Origin of the sequence: Pseudomonas sp. MYb2 (assembly GCF_002979955.1) — a bacterium.
GTDB lineage: Bacteria > Pseudomonadota > Gammaproteobacteria > Pseudomonadales > Pseudomonadaceae > Aquipseudomonas.
Genome location: NZ_PCQC01000029.1, coordinates 16651 through 34978 on the forward strand (window position 1 = coordinate 16651; position 18328 = coordinate 34978).

General features: G+C 60.0%; 15 protein-coding genes. 6 read left to right on the forward strand and 9 right to left on the reverse strand.

Translation table 11 applies throughout. The features are described from left to right. Positions 1-94: 94 nt before the first annotated feature. From CQ009_RS28465 to CQ009_RS28500, 8 genes are all read right to left on the reverse strand, one after another. The gene (locus CQ009_RS28465) at positions 95-2017 is read right to left on the reverse strand and encodes a PrkA family serine protein kinase (RefSeq protein WP_007910115.1); all 1923 of its coding nucleotides are present in this window, start codon (positions 2015-2017) and stop codon (positions 95-97) included. Between the two features lie 297 nt (positions 2018-2314). Then, positions 2315-2644, reverse strand: a complete 330-nt coding sequence (glpE, locus tag CQ009_RS28470; protein ID WP_016983139.1) for a thiosulfate sulfurtransferase GlpE — start codon at positions 2642-2644, stop codon at positions 2315-2317. Between the two features lie 33 nt (positions 2645-2677). Then, entirely contained in the window at positions 2678-3559 is an 882-nt protein-coding gene (locus tag CQ009_RS28475; protein ID WP_105709369.1) for a symmetrical bis(5'-nucleosyl)-tetraphosphatase, read from the reverse strand. Further along, positions 3559-3939 carry a Co2+/Mg2+ efflux protein ApaG gene (apaG, locus tag CQ009_RS28480; RefSeq protein WP_007910127.1) on the reverse strand — a complete coding sequence of 127 codons (381 nt, stop codon included), beginning with the start codon at positions 3937-3939 and terminating at the stop codon, positions 3559-3561. The genes CQ009_RS28475 and apaG overlap by 1 nt, the downstream gene beginning before the upstream one ends. Positions 3940-4052: 113 nt before the next feature. Continuing rightward, positions 4053-4871, reverse strand: coding sequence for a 16S rRNA (adenine(1518)-N(6)/adenine(1519)-N(6))-dimethyltransferase RsmA (rsmA, locus tag CQ009_RS28485; protein ID WP_064390784.1), 819 nt, complete (start codon positions 4869-4871; stop codon positions 4053-4055). Beyond that, a complete protein-coding gene (pdxA, locus tag CQ009_RS28490) occupies positions 4868-5857 on the reverse strand; it encodes a 4-hydroxythreonine-4-phosphate dehydrogenase PdxA (RefSeq protein WP_105709370.1) in 990 nt (329 codons plus the stop codon). Before pdxA ends, rsmA begins: the two co-directional genes overlap by 4 nt. Continuing rightward, complete coding sequence (gene surA, locus CQ009_RS28495) at positions 5854-7170, reverse strand: peptidylprolyl isomerase SurA (RefSeq protein WP_146117577.1); 1317 nt, start codon at positions 7168-7170, stop codon at positions 5854-5856. Before surA ends, pdxA begins: the two co-directional genes overlap by 4 nt. Continuing rightward, positions 7151-9949, reverse strand: a complete 2799-nt coding sequence (locus CQ009_RS28500; RefSeq protein WP_064390782.1) for an LPS-assembly protein LptD — start codon at positions 9947-9949, stop codon at positions 7151-7153. The genes surA and CQ009_RS28500 overlap by 20 nt, the downstream gene beginning before the upstream one ends. A gap of 130 nt (positions 9950-10079) precedes the next feature. Between CQ009_RS28500 and CQ009_RS28505 the strand changes: the two genes are divergently transcribed. From CQ009_RS28505 to CQ009_RS28515, 3 genes are read left to right on the forward strand one after another with little or no spacing between them, the layout of a single operon-like run. Continuing rightward, entirely contained in the window at positions 10080-11099 is a 1020-nt protein-coding gene (locus CQ009_RS28505; protein ID WP_105709371.1) for an aminoglycoside phosphotransferase family protein, read from the forward strand. Further along, entirely contained in the window at positions 11096-11767 is a 672-nt protein-coding gene (gene murU, locus CQ009_RS28510) for an N-acetylmuramate alpha-1-phosphate uridylyltransferase MurU (RefSeq protein ID WP_105709372.1), read from the forward strand. Before CQ009_RS28505 ends, murU begins: the two co-directional genes overlap by 4 nt. Before the next feature lies 1 nt (position 11768). Further along, positions 11769-12536 carry a DnaJ domain-containing protein gene (locus CQ009_RS28515; RefSeq protein WP_105709373.1) on the forward strand — a complete coding sequence of 256 codons (768 nt, stop codon included), beginning with the start codon at positions 11769-11771 and terminating at the stop codon, positions 12534-12536. Positions 12537-12659: 123 nt separating this feature from the next. Here the strand turns inward: CQ009_RS28515 and CQ009_RS28520 are convergent, their stop codons facing one another. Further along, entirely contained in the window at positions 12660-13649 is a 990-nt protein-coding gene (locus CQ009_RS28520) for an alpha/beta hydrolase family protein (RefSeq protein ID WP_105709374.1), read from the reverse strand. A 73-nt stretch (positions 13650-13722) separates the two neighbouring features. Here CQ009_RS28520 and CQ009_RS28525 point away from each other — a divergent pair, with 73 nt between their 5' ends. From CQ009_RS28525 to CQ009_RS28535, 3 genes are all read left to right on the forward strand, one after another. After that, a complete protein-coding gene (locus CQ009_RS28525; RefSeq protein ID WP_105709375.1) occupies positions 13723-16116 on the forward strand; it encodes a PAS domain S-box protein in 2394 nt (797 codons plus the stop codon). Between the two features lie 105 nt (positions 16117-16221). Then, on the forward strand, positions 16222-16851 hold the full coding sequence (locus CQ009_RS28530; protein ID WP_064390776.1) for a response regulator transcription factor: 630 nt from the start codon (positions 16222-16224) through the stop codon (positions 16849-16851). Between the two features lie 351 nt (positions 16852-17202). Next, positions 17203-18327, forward strand: coding sequence for an ABC transporter ATP-binding protein (locus tag CQ009_RS28535; RefSeq protein WP_105709376.1), 1125 nt, complete (start codon positions 17203-17205; stop codon positions 18325-18327). Position 18328: the final 1 nt, after the last annotated feature.

The window sequence follows — 18328 nt, forward strand, 5'->3', positions numbered from 1 at the left end:
GTGAGCTTCAAGCTGCAAGAAAAAGCAGGTTCCCGGGCATCAGTGGGTTACGCGCTTTGTTCTTGCAGCTCGTAGCTAGAAGCTTGCAGCTGCTTCACTGCGACTTCCGTACCCGCAGGTACCATTCGGAAAGAAGCCGTACCTGTTTGTCGGTGTAGCCGCGCTCGACCATTCGAGTGACGAAGTCGTTGTGCTTCTGTTGGTCCTCCTTGCTGGCCTTGGCGTTGAAGCTGATGACCGGCAGCAGATCCTCGGTGTTGGAGAACATTTTCTTCTCGATGACCACGCGCAGTTTTTCGTAGCTGAGCCAGGTCGGGTTCTTGCCGTTGTTGTTGGCCCGGGCGCGCAGGACGAAGTTGACGATCTCGTTGCGGAAATCCTTCGGATTGCTGATACCGGCCGGTTTCTCGATTTTTTCCAGTTCTTCATTCAACGCGACGCGGTTGAGGATCTCGCCGGTTTCCGGATCGCGATATTCCTGATCCTGAATCCAGAAGTCTGCGTACAGGACGTAGCGGTCGAAGATGTTCTGGCCGTATTCGCTGTAAGACTCGAGATAAGCGGTCTGGATCTCCTTGCCGATGAATTCGATATAACGCGGTGCCAGGTATTCCTTCAGGTAGCGCAGGTAGCGCTCGCGGGTTTCGGCCTGGAACTGTTCCTGTTCGATCTGCTGTTCCAGCACATAGAGCAGGTGCACCGGGTTGGCGGCGATTTCATGCGGATCGAAGTTGAACACCTTGGAGAGGATCTTGAACGCGAAGCGGGTCGACAGACCGTTCATGCCTTCGTCAACACCTGCCGAGTCGCGGTATTCCTGGATCGACTTGGCCTTCGGATCGGTGTCCTTGAGGTTCTCACCGTCGTAGACGCGCATTTTTGAATAGATGTTGGAGTTTTCCGGCTCCTTGAGGCGTGACAGCACGGTGAACTGCGCGAGCATCTTCAGGGTGTCGGGCGCGCAATGGGCCTTGGCCAGAGAACTGTTGAACAACAGTTTGTCGTAGATCTTCACTTCGTCGCTGACGCGCAGGCAATACGGTACTTTGACGATGTATATCCGGTCGATGAACGCTTCGTTGTTCTTGTTGTTGCGGAAGGTGTGCCATTCCGATTCGTTGGAGTGAGCGAGCAGAATCCCGGTGAACGGAATCGCGCCGAGGCCTTCGGTACTGTTGTAGTTGCCTTCCTGTGTCGCGGTCAGCAACGGGTGCAGCACCTTGATCGGTGCCTTGAACATTTCGACAAATTCCATCAGGCCCTGGTTGGCCCGGCACAGCGCACCGGAGTAGCTATAAGCGTCGGCGTCGTTCTGTGGGTATTCCTCGAGTTTGCGGATATCGACCTTGCCCACCAGCGCCGAGATGTCCTGGTTGTTCTCGTCGCCCGGTTCGGTCTTGGCCACCGCGATCTGGTTGAGGATCGACGGGTACAGCTTGACCACGCGGAACTGGCTGATGTCGCCGCCGAATTCGGCCAGGCGTTTGGTCGCCCATGGCGACATGATGGTGTTCAGGTAGCGCCGCGGGATACCGAAGTCTTCTTCGAGGATCGCGCCATCTTCGGTGGCGTTGAACAGACCCAGCGGCGACTCGAATACAGGTGAGCCCTTGATCGCGTAGAAGGGCACTTTCTCGATCAGCTGTTTCAGCTTCTCGGCCAGCGACGATTTACCGCCGCCGACAGGGCCGAGCAGATAGAGGATCTGTTTCTTCTCTTCCAGGCCTTGGGCGGCGTGGCGGAAATACGAGACGATCTGGTCGATGCATTCTTCCATCCCGTGGAAGTCTTCAAAGGCCGGATAGCGACGGATCACCTTGTTGGAGAAGATGCGTGACAGCCTCGAATTGGTCGAGGTGTCGAGCAGTTCCGGCTCGCCGATGGCCAGCAATAGACGCTCGGCGGCGGAAACGTAGGCGCTACGGTCTTTCTTGCACAGCTCCAGGTACTCTTGCAGCGAGAGTTCTTCCTGGCGTGTGGACTCGAAGCGTTGTTGGAAGTGGCTAAAGATACTCATGACGTCACCTCGCTCGATACGTGGAGCCGACGCCGGATCACTCAGTCGATGCTGGCAAACAACCGTTTTGGCGGCTGTTTGTTTACCCCCCAGAACACTTCCACGATCGACAATCGTGAAAGTCACTCCCGATGACCCGTGCGCCGGTGTACCGGCTCTCCCCTGATTTGGATGGCCTGGGCTTAAGGATAGTTGGGAATTCGGGAGGTAAAGGCGAGATACGTAATTAGTTGTGGCAAGACCGTTCGTCTGCCAGCGCAGGCCCACGGCAGCCGGGGCCTGCGCGTTGCAAAAAAATTATTCGGCGGTGCCTTGCGCGGTTTCCGCAGGATACGTCGTACGCCACAGCTCAAAGCCGCCGTCCATGCTGTAGACGTCGGAAAAGCCTTGGCTGATCAAGTAGGCCGCAGCGCCCTGGCTGGAATTACCGTGATAGCAGACGACCACGGTCGGGGCGTCGAGGTCAGCGCCTTGAATGAAGGCGTGCAGCGAGTGATTGTCCAGATGCTTCGAGCCACTGATGTGTAGCGCTGCAAAAGTTGCCGGATCACGGACGTCGACGACGACCGCGCCTTGTTCACGCAGGGCCTGGGCCTGTTCCGGGGGGATTCGTTTGAATTCGCTCATGACGGGTTCCTGTTGCTCGGCTGAAAGCGCAGTCTAACGCGGTGCGCTGACTGGCGAAGATTCGGGGATAAGTGGTGCGACGGTCTGAGCTAGACCGCCGTGTTCGTCGCATTTGCACGACAGGCGTTCGCCGCTGTCGACGTTCATCAGGGTCAGGCTGCCGCCCCAGACACAACCGGTGTCCAGCGCCGAGATGCCAGGCTCATGGATATTGCCTTCAAGGGCCGCCCAGTGGCCGAAGATGATCCTCAGGCCCTTGGTCTTGCGCTCCTTGTGCTGGAACCACGGTTTGTAACCCGCTGGCGCGGTGTCGAGGCCTTCCTTGCTCTTGAGGTCGAGCTTGCCCTCGGTGGTGCAGAAGCGCATGCGCGTGAAATAGTTGGTGATGACGCGCAAGCGGGTCACACCTTTGAGGTCGTTGTCCCATTTCGCTGGATCGTTGCCGTACATGCCGTCGAGGTAAGCGGGGAACAGATTATCGTCACGCAGGGCGCTTTCGACTTCGGCGGCGCACTTCAGCGCGCGGTTCAGCGACCATTGCGGCGGAATGCCGGCATGCACCATGGCGACATCGCGAGTCTCGTCGTAATGCATCAGCTTTTGCTGGCGTAACCACTCAAGCAACTCGGCGCTGTCCGGTGCCTCGAGAATCTCGCGCAAGGTGTCCGACTTCTTCAGGCGCTCGATGTTTTTCGCCGCCGCCAGCAGATGCAGGTCATGGTTGCCGAGCACGCAGACCAGCGACTCACGCATGCCATAGAGAAAACGCAGGGTTTCCAGCGATTGCGGGCCACGGTTGACCAGATCGCCGACCAGCCACAGACGATCAAGCTTGGGGTCGAACGCCACCTGCCTGAGCAGGCATTTCAGCGGTTCGAGGCAGCCCTGCAGGTCGCCGACAGCATACGTCGCCATCAGTGCAAGGCTCCGGGCACCGCCAGACGGAAAGGTTTGATGATGGCGTCGAAATGCTTGCCGTCGTCGGCGACCATTTCGTAGGTGCCCTGCATGGTGCCGACCTTGGTGGTCATCACCGTGCCGCTGCTGTAGGTATGGCTCTGGCCCGCATCGATCAGCGGTTGCTGGCCGACGACACCGGCGCCGCGCACCTCTTCGACATGGCCGTCACCATCGGTGATCACCCAATGTCGCGACATCAGGCGCGCGGGCTGCTCGCCATTGTTCTGCACGGTGATGGTGTAGGCGAAGGCGAAGCGGTCGTGCTCGGGTTGCGATTGGTCTGCCAGATAGCGGGTAACGACACTGACATCGACCTGGTAACGGGAATCGGACATGCAAGGGGCCTTAAACGAAGCGGAACGCGGGGCGTAGCTGATGGGGAATCAGTCTAGGCAAGTATCGGGCAGTAAACCAGAGTGGCGTCCTGCCCGATAGCGCTCATCGCTTGTCAGTCGGCGGCGGGGGAGGCCGGAACCTGTATGGCGAGTTGGTCAGCCAAGCGTACGAACGCGGCCAGGTCCAGTTGCTCCGGACGCAGGCTGCCATCGACACCAGCGGCTTCGATCTCGGCATTGCTGAGCAATTGCTTGAGCGTGTTGCGCAGGGTTTTACGGCGCTGGTTGAACGCTTCGCGCACGACGCGCTCCAGCAACTTGTGATCCTTGGCCGGGTGCGGCAGTACGGCGTGCGGCACCAGGCGAACGATCGCCGAGTCGACTTTCGGCGGCGGGTTGAACGCGCCGGGGCCGACATTGAACAGATGTTCCACGCGGCAGTGGTACTGAACCATGATCGACAGACGACCCCAGTCACCACCGCCCGGGCCAGCAGCGAGGCGTTCGACCACTTCTTTCTGCAGCATGAAGTGCATGTCGCGAATGATGCCGGCGTTGTTCAGCAGGTGAAAAATCAGCGGCGTCGAGATGTTGTAAGGCAGGTTGCCGACCACGCGCAGGCTGTTCGGCGCGGCATTGAGCGTGTTGAAGTCGAACTTCAGCGCATCGCCCTGATGCAGGTTGAAGTTGCTCTTGCCGGCAAACTGCTGATTGAGGATCGGGATCAGATCCTTGTCCAGTTCCACCACGTCCAGTTGCGCGCCGGAGTTGAGCAAACCGGCAGTCAGTGCGCCCTGGCCCGGGCCGATTTCAAGCAGGCGGTCTCCAGACTTGGCACTGATGGAGCGCAGGATGCGATCGATGACGCCGGCATCGTGCAGGAAGTTCTGGCCAAAGCGTTTGCGCGCCTTGTGTTGGTATTGCTCGGTCATAAACGGGTCTCGGCCATCTGGTAGGCGGTTTCCAGGGCGACTTGCAGGCTGCCGGTGTCGATCTTGCCGCTGCCGGCCAGGTCCAGGGCGGTGCCATGGTCGACCGACGTGCGGATGATTGGCAAACCCAGGGTCACGTTGACGGCAGCGCCGAAGCCTTTGTACTTGAGCACAGGCAAGCCCTGGTCGTGGTACATCGCCAGCACTGCGTCGCAGTGCTCCAGATATTTGGGGGTAAACAGAGTGTCGGCGGGCAGCGGGCCACGAAGGTCCATGCCCTCGCTGCGCAGGCGCTCTAAGGTGGGTTCGATGATGTCGATTTCTTCATGGCCCAGATGTCCGCCTTCACCCGCGTGCGGGTTGAGCCCGCAGACGAGGATGCGTGGCTGGGCGATGCCGAATTTGTTTTGCAGTTCGCTGTGCAGAATCCGCGTGACCCGCTCCAGGCGCTCTGGCGTGATCGCATCGGCGATGTCACGCAGGGGCAGGTGAGTGGTGACCAGTGCAACGCGCAAACCGCGTGTCGCCAGCATCATGACGACCTGTGCGGTGTGGGTCAGGTCAGCGAGAAATTCCGTGTGTCCGGAGAACGCGATGCCCGATTCGTTGATCACGCCCTTGTGCACAGGCGCAGTGATCATCCCGGCGAAGTCGCCGTTGAGGCAGCCATTGCCGGCGCGGGTCAGGGTTTCGAGGACGAACGCGGCGTTGGCCTTGTCCAGTTGCCCGGCAACCACGGGGGCGCTGAGCGGTGTATCCCAGACGTACAGGCTGTTCGCAGGCGCCGGGGCTTTCGGCCAGTGATCAGGGCCGACCTCCAGCAAGTTGACGGCCAGCCCCAGCTGCGCGGCCCGCTCTTTGAGCAGGTCGCGGCTGGTAATGGCAATCAGGGGATGTGGCTGGGCTTGCGAGGCGAGCAGCAGGCACAGGTCGGGACCGATGCCGGCTGGTTCGCCGGGTGTCAGCGCGAAACGCTGGGGTTTCACTGCGCTGCCTGGTCTGCACCAGGGAGTTTGATCTCTACGTACGCTTCGTCACGGATCTGACGCAGCCAGGTTTGCAGCTCTTCGTCGTATTTGCGGTTACGCAGTACGGTCATGGCTTGCTGCTCGCGGGCTTGTTCGGTGCTGTCGGTGGCGCGGCGGCCAAGGACTTCCAGAACGTGCCAGCCGTATTGGGTCTGGAATGGCTTGGACAGCTGACCTTGTGGGGTCTTGGCCATCACTTCGCGGAATTCCGGCACCAGTGCGTTCGGATCGATCCAGTTCAGGTCACCGCCGTTGAGGGCCGAACCCGGGTCTTCGGAGTAGTTCTTCGCCAGTTCGGCGAAATCTTCACCGGCCAGGATGCGCTCGTACAGCGATTGCACCAGCGCCTGAGTCTTGGCTTCGTCACGGATCGGACTTGGTTTGACGAGGATGTGGCGGACATGCACTTCGTCACGCATCTGCGCTTCGCCACCACGTTTGGCCAGCAGCTTCAGGATGATGAAACCACCTGGAGTGCGTGCAGGCTGAGTGATGTCGCCAACCGCCATGCTGCTCAGCTCGCGATCGAACGGCGGTGGCAGTTGCGCGGCTTTACGCCAGCCCATGTCGCCGCCTTCCAGAGCGTTGTCGCTGCCGGACTTGGCAACGGCCATTTGACCGAAGTCGGCGCCTTGCTTGAGTTGCTGGTAAACCTCCATGGCCTGACGGGCAGCGCTCTGAATGGCGTCAGAGTTGGCGCTTTCCGGCGTCGGGATCAGGATGTTGGCCAGGTGCAGCTCTTCGGACAGTTGCATCTTGCCGAGGTCGGAGGCGAGGAAGTTTTTCACTTCCTGCTCGGAAACCTGAATGCGTTCTGCCACACGACGCTGACGCACACGGCTGATGACCATTTCGCGTTTGATCTGGTCACGAGCGTCGTCATAAGACAGACCATCGCGAGCCAGAGCGGCGCGGAATTGATCCACTGTCATGTTATTGCGCTGGGCAATCGTACCGACAGCCTGGTTCAGCTCTTCATCGGTGATACGGATGCCGGAACGTTCGCCGATCTGCAATTGCAGGTTCTCGACGATCAGGCGCTCAAGCACCTGTTGATCCAGCACGCCTGGCGGTGGCAAACCACCCCCACGCTTGGCGATGGTCTGCTGAACTTCGTGGACGCGCTGGTCCAGTTGGCTCTGCATGACCACGTCGTTATCGACGATCGCTACCACTTTATCGATGGACTGTACGGCGGCGTTGGCCGCCGTACCCAGGAACAGCGCGCCCAGCATCAGCGGGCGCAGACAATCAGAAAGCTTGGTCTTCACGTTGACGATAACCTTGGATGCCTTTGTCGAGGAAGCTCTCTACCTTGGCGCCGGTAAGGCCGCCGAGTCCCTTCAGAACAATTTGGAGGAAGACGCCGTGGTCGCCTTTTTCGTTTTCCGGGGCGTTCTGACTGAATTCGTCATAGCTGACCCAGTAACGGTTGATCAGGCGCAGTTTCCAGCAGCAGTTGTCATATTCGAAACCACCGAAGGCTTCCAGCGTACGGTTGCGGTTGTAGTCGTACTGCCAGCGGCTGATCGCGCTCCACTGCGGAACGATCGGCCAGATGACCGAGAAGTCATGCTGCTGGATCTTGTAGTAGTCCTTCACGTAGTTCGGTTGGCCCGGGGTGCCATAGTCACCACCACCCACCGACCATTTACCGGTGTTCTGGTCGTAACGAACCTGGTCGTTGCGATAGCGATAGCCGAGGTTGACGACCTTGTTCGGGTTGTCTTCCGGCTGGTAGTGGAACATCGCGCTGCCGGAACGTGGGCTGCGGCTGTCCGGATCCCAGTTGTAGTCGGCCGTGGTCCGCCAATCGCGGTTCCAGCGATATTCGTATTCCAGGGCGTAAGGCGAGACATTGGCCTGGGCATCGTCGCGGGTTTTCGCATCGATACCCGGCAGCTGTACTTCACGATCCTTGAAGTACAACGCCTGACCGACGCTGATGCGTTGACGTTCGAAACCGTCGTCTTCGATCCAGCGGCTGGTTACGCCCAGCGACAGTTTGTTCTCGTCACCGACACGGTCGGAGCCGGAGAAGCGGTTGTCGCGGAACAGCGAGGCGTAGTTGAAGGTGTATTCGCTGGTGTCGAACACTGGAATGTCTTCTTGATCAACCTCAGGTACGTAGAGGTAGAACAGGCGCGGCTCCAGGGTCTGGCGGTAGTTCTTGCCGAAGAACGACGTGTTGCGGTCGAAGTACAGGCCGCTGTCGATGCTGGCAATCGGTACGCCACGGTTCTGATTGCTGTCGAACTTGCCGTTGATCTTCTGCTGTTCGGCAGTCTGAGCAGCAATCTGCGACTTGCCGGTACCGTCGAGATCAAGCTGGTACTGAGTGTACTGATACTTGAGCGACGGCTTCAGGAAGCCATAAGTCCAGTTCATCGGCAGGCTCACACCTGGCTTCAGATTCAGACGGTCGCCGTTGGCGCGAGCCAAGCCGGTAACGTTGTTGTCGAGGCGGGACTCGACAGTGCCGTCTTCATTGGTGAAGTTGCCGTTTTCCAGATCACGATCAAAACGAACCAGTTCGGTCTCGTAATCGAAGTTCAGGCCTTCCGGGTGATACGGCAGCCGACCATTGAAGGTGATCTGCGGCAGACGGTCATACGGGGTGATGTTCGACACGGTCGCCAGCTGATACGCCTGAGCGTTCAGTCGAGCGGTGTAGCTGTCGCCACGGTAAGTCACCGAACCCTGCTGGTTGACGAAGTCTTCGCTCTTCACGCCAATCTGGTCAGTGGTCAGATCCTGGAAGTAGTACGGATCACTGATCTTGGTGTAGTCAACCTGGGTGAGCACACGGGAGTCGAGACCGCCCTTGTGCTGCCAGTTGTACATGTAGCGATTCTTTTCGTAGTCGGTCTGTTTGCTGCGATCAGTATCTTCGTCGTTCAGATACGCCGCGCCGAACTGACCTTCACTCGACTTGGTCAGGTAACGGAATTCGCCTTCCACCAACATGCCGCGTTTGCTCATGTAACGCGGATACAACGTGGCATCGTAGTTCGGCGCCAGGTTGAAGTAGTACGGAGTGACCAGCATGAAGCCGGTATCGCTGCCGGTGCCGATGGTCGGCGGCAGGAAGCCCGACTGGCGACGGTCGTCGATCGGGAAGTAGATGTACGGCGTGTACAGGATCGGAATGTCCTTGACCCGCAGTGTCACGTTGGTCGCAGTACCGAAACCGGTCGCCGGGTTCAAGGTGATGTTGTTGCCCTTGAGCTGCCAGGCGTTGCTGTTCGGTTCGCACGTGGTGTACGTGCCGTCCTTCAAGCGGATGATCGCGTTCTCGGCACGCTTGGCGTACAGCGCGTTACCGCGGATGCGCGACTTGTGCATCACGTATTCGGCGTTGTCGACCTTGGCTTCACCGGTGTCGAGCTGTACATCGGCGTGATCGCCGACGATCAGCGCGCCGTTGTCACGGATGCGCACATCGCCATTGAGTTCGGCGCGGCTCTCGGCCTGGTACAGGCTCGCTTCATCGGACTCGACCTGCATGCTGCCCTGACGCAGGACAACATCACCGGCCAGGGTGCCAACTTGATCATCGGTGTTATAGCGCGAAGCTTTTGCGCCGATAAAGGTCGGAGCATCGCTTTTATTCGTCTTGTCATTCATGCCAGGACGAGTCGGCTCGATGTAGGCACCAGAGCAATACGGACCGGTCTCGGCCAGTTGGGCGGCGGTGAGTTTCTCGCGCGGAACCCAGTCGAGATGACTGAAGTCTTCGCTGCGGGATTTCAGGCCACGGCCTTTGGCTTCGGTGACCAGTGCCGTTTTAGGGCCTGTGTCGGCAACCGAACCATTTTCGGCCGGGGCGTCGCCGGTGGCGCTGATGGCACTGCCCTCGTGCACTGGACGTGGCGGCAATGCTGCTGCCGACGTCTTGGGCGCACAGGCCCAACCACCCGAAGCCGAGACGGAGCAGTCATACTGCTCGGCGGCGACAACGAATTGACTGGCCAGAGGTTGCATAGCCAGCAGACTGCCGGTTACCAACAACGGAAATTTTTTACGAAACGCGGGGGATTTCAATGCCATCTTATTAGTCCGGGCTTCCTGCGTGCCATCTGCCCGCGGTGTGGGCCGCACGCCTCTCGATGGTCTGAAAAAGATGCTGGATAATAAAGCATGACCCGCTTGACGGCTAGCGCCGTCGGAGACCCTTGCAATGCCTGACCAAGATGTACGCTTGCAACACCTGAAAGTTTGGCTCGATGAGCAGTTGGCAATCCTTTTTGCAGATCAGGGTTGGGGCGCCGTGCCCCCGGCCACGTTGATCGCGGCCAGTAGCGACGCGAGTTTCCGTCGCTACTTCCGTTGGGAAGGAGCCGGTCGCAGCTTTGTCGTGATGGACGCGCCACCACCGCAGGAAAACTGCAAACCGTTCGTGGATATCGCGTTTTTGCTGGCGAAATCCGGAATAAATGTGCCGAAAATTTATGCCGAAGACCTCGATCGTGGATTTCTTTTGCTCAATGACCTGGGCAACAAGACCTATCTCGACGTGATCGATGGCGAAAATGCCGAGCAATTGTTCAGCGATGCCCTGCAAGCGCTGCTGGCTTTTCAGCAGTTGCCGATGGTGGCACCGTTGCCGAGTTATGACGTTGCGTTGCTGCGCCGTGAACTGGAACTGTTCCCCGAGTGGTACGTGAAGCGTGAACTCGGCGTCGAGTTCGATACGGCCCAGCAGCAGCAATGGCAGCGTGTCAGCGATCTGTTGATCAACAGCGCCCTGGCCCAGCCGAAAGTCCTGGTGCACCGCGATTACATGCCGCGCAACCTGATGCTCAGCGAGCCGAACCCTGGCGTGCTGGATTTTCAGGATGCCGTTTACGGCCCGGTGACCTACGACGTGACCTGCCTGTTCAAGGACGCCTTCCTCAGTTGGCCTGAAGAGCGCGTGCGTGGCTGGCTGGAAAGTTACTGGCAGCAAGCCTCGGCGCTGAACATTCCGGTGCAGCCGGACTTCGAAGACTTCCTGCGCGCCAGCGACCTGATGGGCGTGCAGCGTCACCTGAAAGTGATCGGCATTTTCGCGCGCATCTGCCATCGCGACGGCAAGCCGCGTTACCTGGCCGACGTGCCGCGCTTCTTCTCCTATATAGAAGCAGTGACTGCCCGTCGTCCTGAGCTGGCCGAGCTGCAAGCGCTGTTCACCAGCCTGCGGGGTGGAGCAACAGTATGAAGGCAATGATTCTGGCGGCGGGCAAAGGCGAGCGCATGCGCCCGCTGACCCTGACCACTCCAAAACCGCTGGTGCGTGCCGGCGGCGTGCCGTTGATCGAGTATCACCTGCGCGCCCTCGCGGCAGCCGGCTTCAACGAGATCGTCATCAATCATGCGTGGCTCGGTCAGCAGATCGAGGATTACCTCGGCGATGGCTCGCAATTCGGCGTGAGCATCGAGTACTCGCCGGAAGGCGAGCCACTGGAAACCGGCGGCGGGATTTTCCGTGCGCTGCCGTTGCTCGGCGATGATGCGTTTCTGGTGGTCAACGGTGATATCTGGACCGATTACGACTTCAGCGTGCTGCACCAGCCGATTAATGGTCTGGCGCATCTGGTGCTGGCGGACAATCCGGCGCATCACCCCACCGGCGACTTTTCTCTGATCGACGGGCAAGTGTTCGACGGCCAGCCGGACGCGGCGACTTTGACTTACAGCGGCATCGCTGTGCTGCATCCGCAACTGTTCGACGGCTGCGCGGACGGTGCTTTCAAGCTCGCACCTCTATTGCGCAAAGCCATGGCGGACGGTGAAGTCACTGGCGAGCGGCTAAAGGGTCACTGGGTGGATGTCGGCACCCACGAGCGTCTCGCCGAAGCTGAAACCTTGATAGAAGCGAGTCGCTGACATGTTGTGGCCAGGGACTCTGATTGGAGCCGGAGCGGGTTTTGCGATTGCCAGCATTCCGGGGGCCATGCTTGGGGCATTGTTGGGGCAGGCGCTGGATCGGCGTCTGCATTTGCAGAGCTGGGGGCATTTGCGCGAGAAGCTCGGCGGGCGGCCAATGCTGCGCAACGACGAGTTGTTGTTTGTGCTGCTTGGGCGTCTGGCCAAAAGTGACGGTCGGGTCACCGACGGGCATATCCAGCAGGCGCGCAACGAGATGCGCGCGCTGGAGATGGGCGAGCCGGCAACGCGTCGGGCGATTGCCGCGTTCAATCGCGGCAAGTCCGGCAGTGATCATCTGCGCGGTTATCTGAAACGTCTGAGTACGCAACCGCATGCTGCCGAAGGCGTATTGCGCGCCTGTTGGCGAATGGTCTGGGCCGATGGTCGCGCGGGTGTCAGCGAGCGTGAGTTGCTGGCGCAGTGGGGCAAGTGGCTGGGCTGGACGACGCAGCAGGTGCAGGCACTGGCCAGTGATTACGAGCCGGGCAAGCGCCCGATCGTCAGTGCGGCGGTGAGTTATCAGGAAGCAATGAAATTGCTTGGGGTATCGGCGACCAGTGAGCCGGCGCAGATCAAACGGGCGTACCGGCGGCTGTTGAGCCGGCATCACCCGGACAAGATTGCCGGCACCGGCGCAACGGCGGCGCAGGTGCGGGAGGCGACCGAGAAAACCCGGGAGTTGCACAATGCCTACACGTTGGTTCGTGAGCGGCGGGATTTTCGCTAACGGTTAGATCTTTCTTGCCTGCACCGGCCCCTTCGCGAGCAGGCTCGCTCCCACAATGGTTTGTGTACGCAGATCCAGTGTGGGAGCGAGCCTGCTCGCGAAGGGGGCGACTCGGTCTACCGGTCAGTCGGTGCTCTGCGGATTCAACCAGCCACGCACCCGGCGGAACAATTGTTCCTGTTCAGCCTTGTTATCCGGCAGCGCCTTGAGCGCGACCTGGCTGAACGCCGAGGTCTTCAAGCGCTTGTTTGCCTGCATGCGCTCCAGCGCGGCGTTGCGATCCAGCGGCTTGTCCATGTAGAAAATATCCGCAGTCGGCAGCTTCAGTGTCGGCGTCAGTTCGACCAGTGCCGGTTTGGCCTTGGTCGGCGTTTGCACATCAACCATGACAAATTTCTCGACCTGCGAAGTTTGTTTTTCGCTCAGGTAGCGTGCGGCCCAATAGGCACCGGTACCGTGTCCAAGCACGACAATGCTGCGCGCGCTCTGTTGCTCGGCGTAGGCAATCGCCGCGTCGATGCGCGCGAAGATTCGCTCGGCGTCAGCCTTGGACTGCTCTTCAGTGGTTTCGGCGACCACTTGATCGGCCACTTCGGCTTCACCGCCAGCGGCTTGCTCAATCGGCTGCGCGGTGGTGGCATCCTTGCTGCCGGTTTCCGGCGCTTTCGGCGCGGCGGCAGGCTCGATCACCCGCGGTGCGATGGCATCGCTTTGCAGATCGGGCAGAGTGATACTCAGGCTGCTCCACTCGGCGTCCGGCAATTTGCGCCGCAATGGGCCGATTGCCTGCGGCCAGTCAGCGGTTTCGCCCGCGCCGGGGATGATGATCACTGCGCCCTTGGGGTCGGCGGTGTTGGCCGGTTTCCACAGGGCGAGAAATGTATCGCTGCCCGCCTGCAATTGTTGCTGTTCTTGCGCCGGGACCTTACGTTCCAGTGCGGCCGCCTCTTCCTGACTACGCTCAAGCAGTGGCTGGCGTTCGGCGGGTTTTTCTTCGGCAGGTTTTTCCGTGGCGGCGGCAGGTGCCGGATCGGCGGCTTCGACGGAAAACGCACAAGGCAGGATCAGCGACAGGCACAATGCTGGCATTGCCAGGCGGTAGACAGAGGGCATCGGTTATTCCAGGCCAGAAAGTATCCCGGCAGCCTAATGGGTTGGTCAGAATTTGTCAGTGTATGAGACTTCAATGAAGCGATTTTGCTGCCTGTGGGTTATCGGCTGTTTGTGGTTTCCCTTGATGGGCTGGGCGGCGCCTGCGCCACCGACACACGCGGCGCAGTTGTCGGCGAGCCAGCAGCAATGGCTGGCGCAACACAATGAGTTGCGCGTCGGTCTGGTGTTGCAGGCGCCGTATGCAACCTACGATCGACGCCTGCAGCGGCTGTCGGGGGCCAACGTCGAGTTGATGAAGTTGCTGGCCAAGGCGCTCAACGTCGAACTGAGCTGGCGCAATTTTCAGGACCTGGCGCAACTGGAAACGGCGCTGCGCGAAGGCGAGATCGACATCGCTCCGGGCCTGAGTCAGACCCCGAGCGCACTGCGCCTGTGGCAGTTTTCCGATCCGTACATGCGCGTGCCGCAACTGATTGTCAGCGATCAGAAGGCCGGCGCTGTCGTCGATCTGGAAAAACTCGACAACCAGACTCGCGTGGCGGTGCGGATGCCGAGTAACACGGCCGATTATCTGCGCGGCACCTACCCACATCTGAACCTGCAAGACGTGCCGCTGGAGCGTCAGGCGCTGCAGTTGCTGTTGAGTCAGCAGGCGGCTTACGCGGTGGTCGATGAGGCGCAGCTCGGGCGTCTGTCGGCAGAGCCGGAGTTCGCCGAACTGGTGGTGGTCGGTGATATCGGTCTGCCGCAGTTGTTGCGGGTCGCCTCGCGCCGCGATTGGCCGGAACTGGCCGGCATCGTCCAGAGTGCTTTACGCGCTATCCCGGCCAAGGATCTGGAGCAGTTGCACAATCAATGGCTGCAACCGAAATACCCGCGACTGTCGGAGTCGCCGGGGTTCTGGCAGAACCTCAGCCTGTTGTTCGCGGTGATGCTGTTCAGTTGCGTGGCCATTGTGTTCTGGCAACGACGCCAGCAGCACAGCCTTGAACAGCGCTTGCTCGCCGCCCGAGAAGACATCGCCTTGCGCGCCGCCAGCGAAGAAGCCTTGCGGCTGACACAGTTTTCCATCGATCAAAGCACCGTCGGCATTCTCTGGGTGAATTGGGACAGCCATGTGCGTTACGCCAACCGTGCCGCCGAAGTCATGCTCGGTTATCCCTCGGGCGGACTGATCGAGCGACCGCTGATCGACTTCGAGCCGGGCCTGCACATGGATCGCTGGCTCAATCTGTGGAAACGCGCGCGGGCCAGTGAAGAGGGGCCGCTGAGTTTCGAGACCAGTTGCGTGCGCGCCGATGGCAGTGTTTTGCCGGCGGACGTGTCGCTGAGTTTTCTGCGCTTTCGCGACAGCGAATACCTGGTGGTTTATCTCACTGACGTCACCGAACGCCGTCGCGCGCTGGCGGCTTTGCAGGAGAGCGAGGCCCGCCTGCAAGGCATCGCGGCGAATGTGCCGGGGCTGGTTTTCCGGCTGGAGCGCGCGCCGGTGACCGGGCAGATCGACTTTGCCTACATCAGTGAAGGCAGCGAAAGCCTGGTCGGTTACGCGCCGGCCGTTATTGCTCATCGCGACATGGGCCTGCGAAGTCTGGTGCATCCGGATGACAAGGCCAGTTACCACCGCACTCAGGATCAGGCGCTGGACACCGATAGCGACTGGTCATGGCAGGGTCGAATCCTCACGCGTCAGGGCGAGCAACGCTGGGCAGAAATCAAGGCGATTACCCGTCAACTGGAGGATGGCGCCTACGTTTGGGATGGCATCGTCTGGGATATCACCGAGAGCAAGCGTATCGAGCTTGAGCTGGCGGCATCCCGTGAGCAGTTGCGCGAACTGTCGGCGCACCTTGAGAGCGTGCGTGAAGAAGAGAAGGCGCGGATTGCCCGCGAGGTTCACGATGAGTTAGGGCAGATGCTTACGGTGCTGAAACTGGAGACATCGATGTGCGAATTGGCCTACGCGCAACTCGACCCCGGTCTGAACGAGCGATTGAACAGCATGAAGCGCCTGATCGCCCAGCTGTTCCAGTTGGTGCGCGATGTGGCGACGGCGCTGCGACCGCCGATTCTCGACGCCGGGATTGCCTCGGCGATCGAATGGCAGGCGCGCCGATTTGAGGCGCGCACACAGATCCCGTGTCTGGTGCAGGTGCCGGACAATCTGCCGGCGCTCAGTGATGCCAAGGCAATTGGCCTGTTCCGGATTTTGCAGGAAGCGCTGACCAACGTGATGCGCCATGCTCAGGCGCATACTGTGGAGCTGACGCTGGCGCTGGAAGGCGACGAATTGTGTCTGACGGTCAGTGATGATGGCGTAGGATTTGTAGCCGCTGCCAGTCGGCCGACTTCGTTTGGTCTGGTCGGCATGCGTGAGCGGGTGTTGATCATGGGCGGGCGGTTGGAGCTGGAGAGTGAGCCGGGGGAGGGTACCAGTCTGAATGTCTGGGTACCTTTGGATCGCTAGAAGATCGCAGCCTACGGCAGCTCCTACAGGGGAATGCGATCAATGTAGGAGCTGCCGCAGGCTGCGATCTTTTGCCCTTAAAAACAACAACCGAGGAGAGTGCGAGTGATCCGTGTACTGGTAGCCGAAGACCACACCATCGTCCGCGAAGGCATCAAGCAATTGATCGGCCTGGCCAAGGATCTGCAAGTGGTGGGGGAGGCGAGCAATGGTGAACAGTTACTCGAAACCCTGCGCAGCGTGCCGTGCGAGGTTGTGTTGCTGGACATCTCCATGCCGGGCGTCAACGGCCTCGAAGCGATCCCGCGCATCCGTGCATTGAACAACCCGCCAGCGATTCTGGTGTTGTCGATGCACGACGAAGCGCAGATGGCTGCGCGAGCATTAAAAGTCGGCGCCGCCGGGTATGCGACCAAGGACAGCGATCCGGCGCTGTTGCTCACGGCGATTCGCAAGGTCGCGGCGGGTGGGCGATATATCGATCCGGATCTGGCGGACCGCATGGTGTTTGAAGTCGGCCTGACTGACACGCGGCCATTGCATTCGCTGCTGTCCGAACGCGAATTCTCGGTGTTCGAGCGCCTGGCCCAAGGCGCCAACGTCAACGACATCGCCCAGCAACTGGCGCTGAGCAGCAAAACCATCAGCACCCACAAGGCGCGGCTGATGCAAAAGCTCAACATCACCTCGCTGGCTGAACTGGTCAAATACGCGATGGAGCACAAACTCCTCTAACAGTCACCGCGATCAAAATGTAGGAGTGAGCCTGCTCGCGATAGCTTTCTCTCAGTCAACACTGCAGTGACTGATCCACCGCTATCGCGAGCAGGCTCACTCCTACAGGGGATCTCCATAGCGCCGGAAATTTCGGGCATGTCCATAAGCGACACGCGCTTTGGCTTGTTCTTACGGCTCGCAGCTCAACCCTCGCCACTGCCTTACCTGTTAGCGCCATCCTTGTAGGGCAATCCCTACCCCCAACCTTCCATCCGGCTGAGGCGATTCTCTCCTGCGCCCCGATTTGCGTGCCTGTCAGCAACCACTAGGCTTAATCCACAAGCAGTCATCAACAACAAAGGTGTGGGTATGAGCCAGGTCGATACAAACGCAGGGGCCAGTGATGTGCTGGTCAGCTTTCGTGGAGTGCAGAAGAGCTACGACGGCGAGAACCTGATCGTCAAAGACCTCAACCTCGACATTCGCAAAGGCGAATTTCTCACCCTGCTCGGGCCGTCCGGTTCCGGCAAGACCACCAGCCTGATGATGCTCGCCGGTTTCGAAACACCGACCGCCGGTGAAATTCTGCTGGCCGGGCGCTCGATCAACAACGTGCCGCCGCACAAGCGTGACATCGGCATGGTGTTCCAGAACTACGCGCTGTTCCCGCACATGACCGTGGCGGAAAACCTCGCCTTCCCGCTGACCGTCCGTGGCCTGAACAAAAGCGATGTCAGCGACCGGGTGAAGAAAGTCCTCAGCATGGTCCAGCTCGACGCGTTCGCCTCGCGCTACCCGGCGCAGCTGTCCGGTGGTCAGCAGCAACGTGTGGCACTGGCCCGTGCGCTGGTGTTCGAGCCACAACTGGTGCTGATGGATGAACCCCTAGGCGCCCTCGATAAACAACTGCGTGAACACATGCAGATGGAAATCAAACACCTGCACCAGCGCCTCGGCGTGACCGTGGTCTATGTAACTCACGATCAGGGTGAAGCGCTGACCATGTCCGACCGCGTTGCGGTATTCCATCAAGGTGAAATCCAGCAGATCGCGCCGCCACGCAGCCTTTACGAAGAACCGAAAAACACTTTCGTCGCCAACTTCATCGGTGAGAACAACCGCCTCAACGGTCGCCTGCTCAGCCAGAACGGCGAGCGCTGCGTGGTCGAGTTGGGCCGAGGCGAAAAGGTCGAGGCGCTGGCGGTCAATGTCGGCCAGACCGGCGAACCGGTGACCCTGTCGATCCGTCCGGAGCGCGTCAGCCTCAACGGTTCGAGCGATCAATGCGTTAACCGCTTCTCAGGGAGGGTGGCGGAATTCATCTATCTGGGCGACCACGTCCGGGTGCGCCTGGAAGTCTGCGGCAAGACCGACTTCTTCGTGAAACAACCGATTGCCGAGCTCGATCCAGCGCTCGCGGTCGGTGACGTGGTACCGCTTGGCTGGCAGGTCGAGCACGTTCGCGCGCTTGATCCACTTCTAGAGGCGCATTAAT

Bases quoted from the DNA above. Each gene is read 5' to 3' on its own strand.
- CQ009_RS28465 (WP_007910115.1), bottom strand. From the start codon at position 2,017: ATGAGTATCTTTAGCCACTTCCAACAACGCTTCGAGTCCACACGCCAG.
- glpE (WP_016983139.1), bottom strand. From the start codon at position 2,644: ATGAGCGAATTCAAACGAATCCCCCCGGAACAGGCCCAGGCCCTGCGT.
- CQ009_RS28475 (WP_105709369.1), bottom strand. From the start codon at position 3,559: ATGGCGACGTATGCTGTCGGCGACCTGCAGGGCTGCCTCGAACCGCTG.
- apaG (WP_007910127.1), bottom strand. From the start codon at position 3,939: ATGTCCGATTCCCGTTACCAGGTCGATGTCAGTGTCGTTACCCGCTAT.
- rsmA (WP_064390784.1), bottom strand. From the start codon at position 4,871: ATGACCGAGCAATACCAACACAAGGCGCGCAAACGCTTTGGCCAGAAC.
- CQ009_RS28500 (WP_064390782.1), bottom strand. From the start codon at position 9,949: ATGGCATTGAAATCCCCCGCGTTTCGTAAAAAATTTCCGTTGTTGGTA.
- CQ009_RS28505 (WP_105709371.1), top strand. From the start codon at position 10,080: ATGCCTGACCAAGATGTACGCTTGCAACACCTGAAAGTTTGGCTCGAT.
- murU (WP_105709372.1), top strand. From the start codon at position 11,096: ATGAAGGCAATGATTCTGGCGGCGGGCAAAGGCGAGCGCATGCGCCCG.
- CQ009_RS28515 (WP_105709373.1), top strand. From the start codon at position 11,769: ATGTTGTGGCCAGGGACTCTGATTGGAGCCGGAGCGGGTTTTGCGATT.
- CQ009_RS28520 (WP_105709374.1), bottom strand. From the start codon at position 13,649: ATGCCCTCTGTCTACCGCCTGGCAATGCCAGCATTGTGCCTGTCGCTG.
- CQ009_RS28525 (WP_105709375.1), top strand. From the start codon at position 13,723: ATGAAGCGATTTTGCTGCCTGTGGGTTATCGGCTGTTTGTGGTTTCCC.
- CQ009_RS28535 (WP_105709376.1), top strand. From the start codon at position 17,203: ATGAGCCAGGTCGATACAAACGCAGGGGCCAGTGATGTGCTGGTCAGC.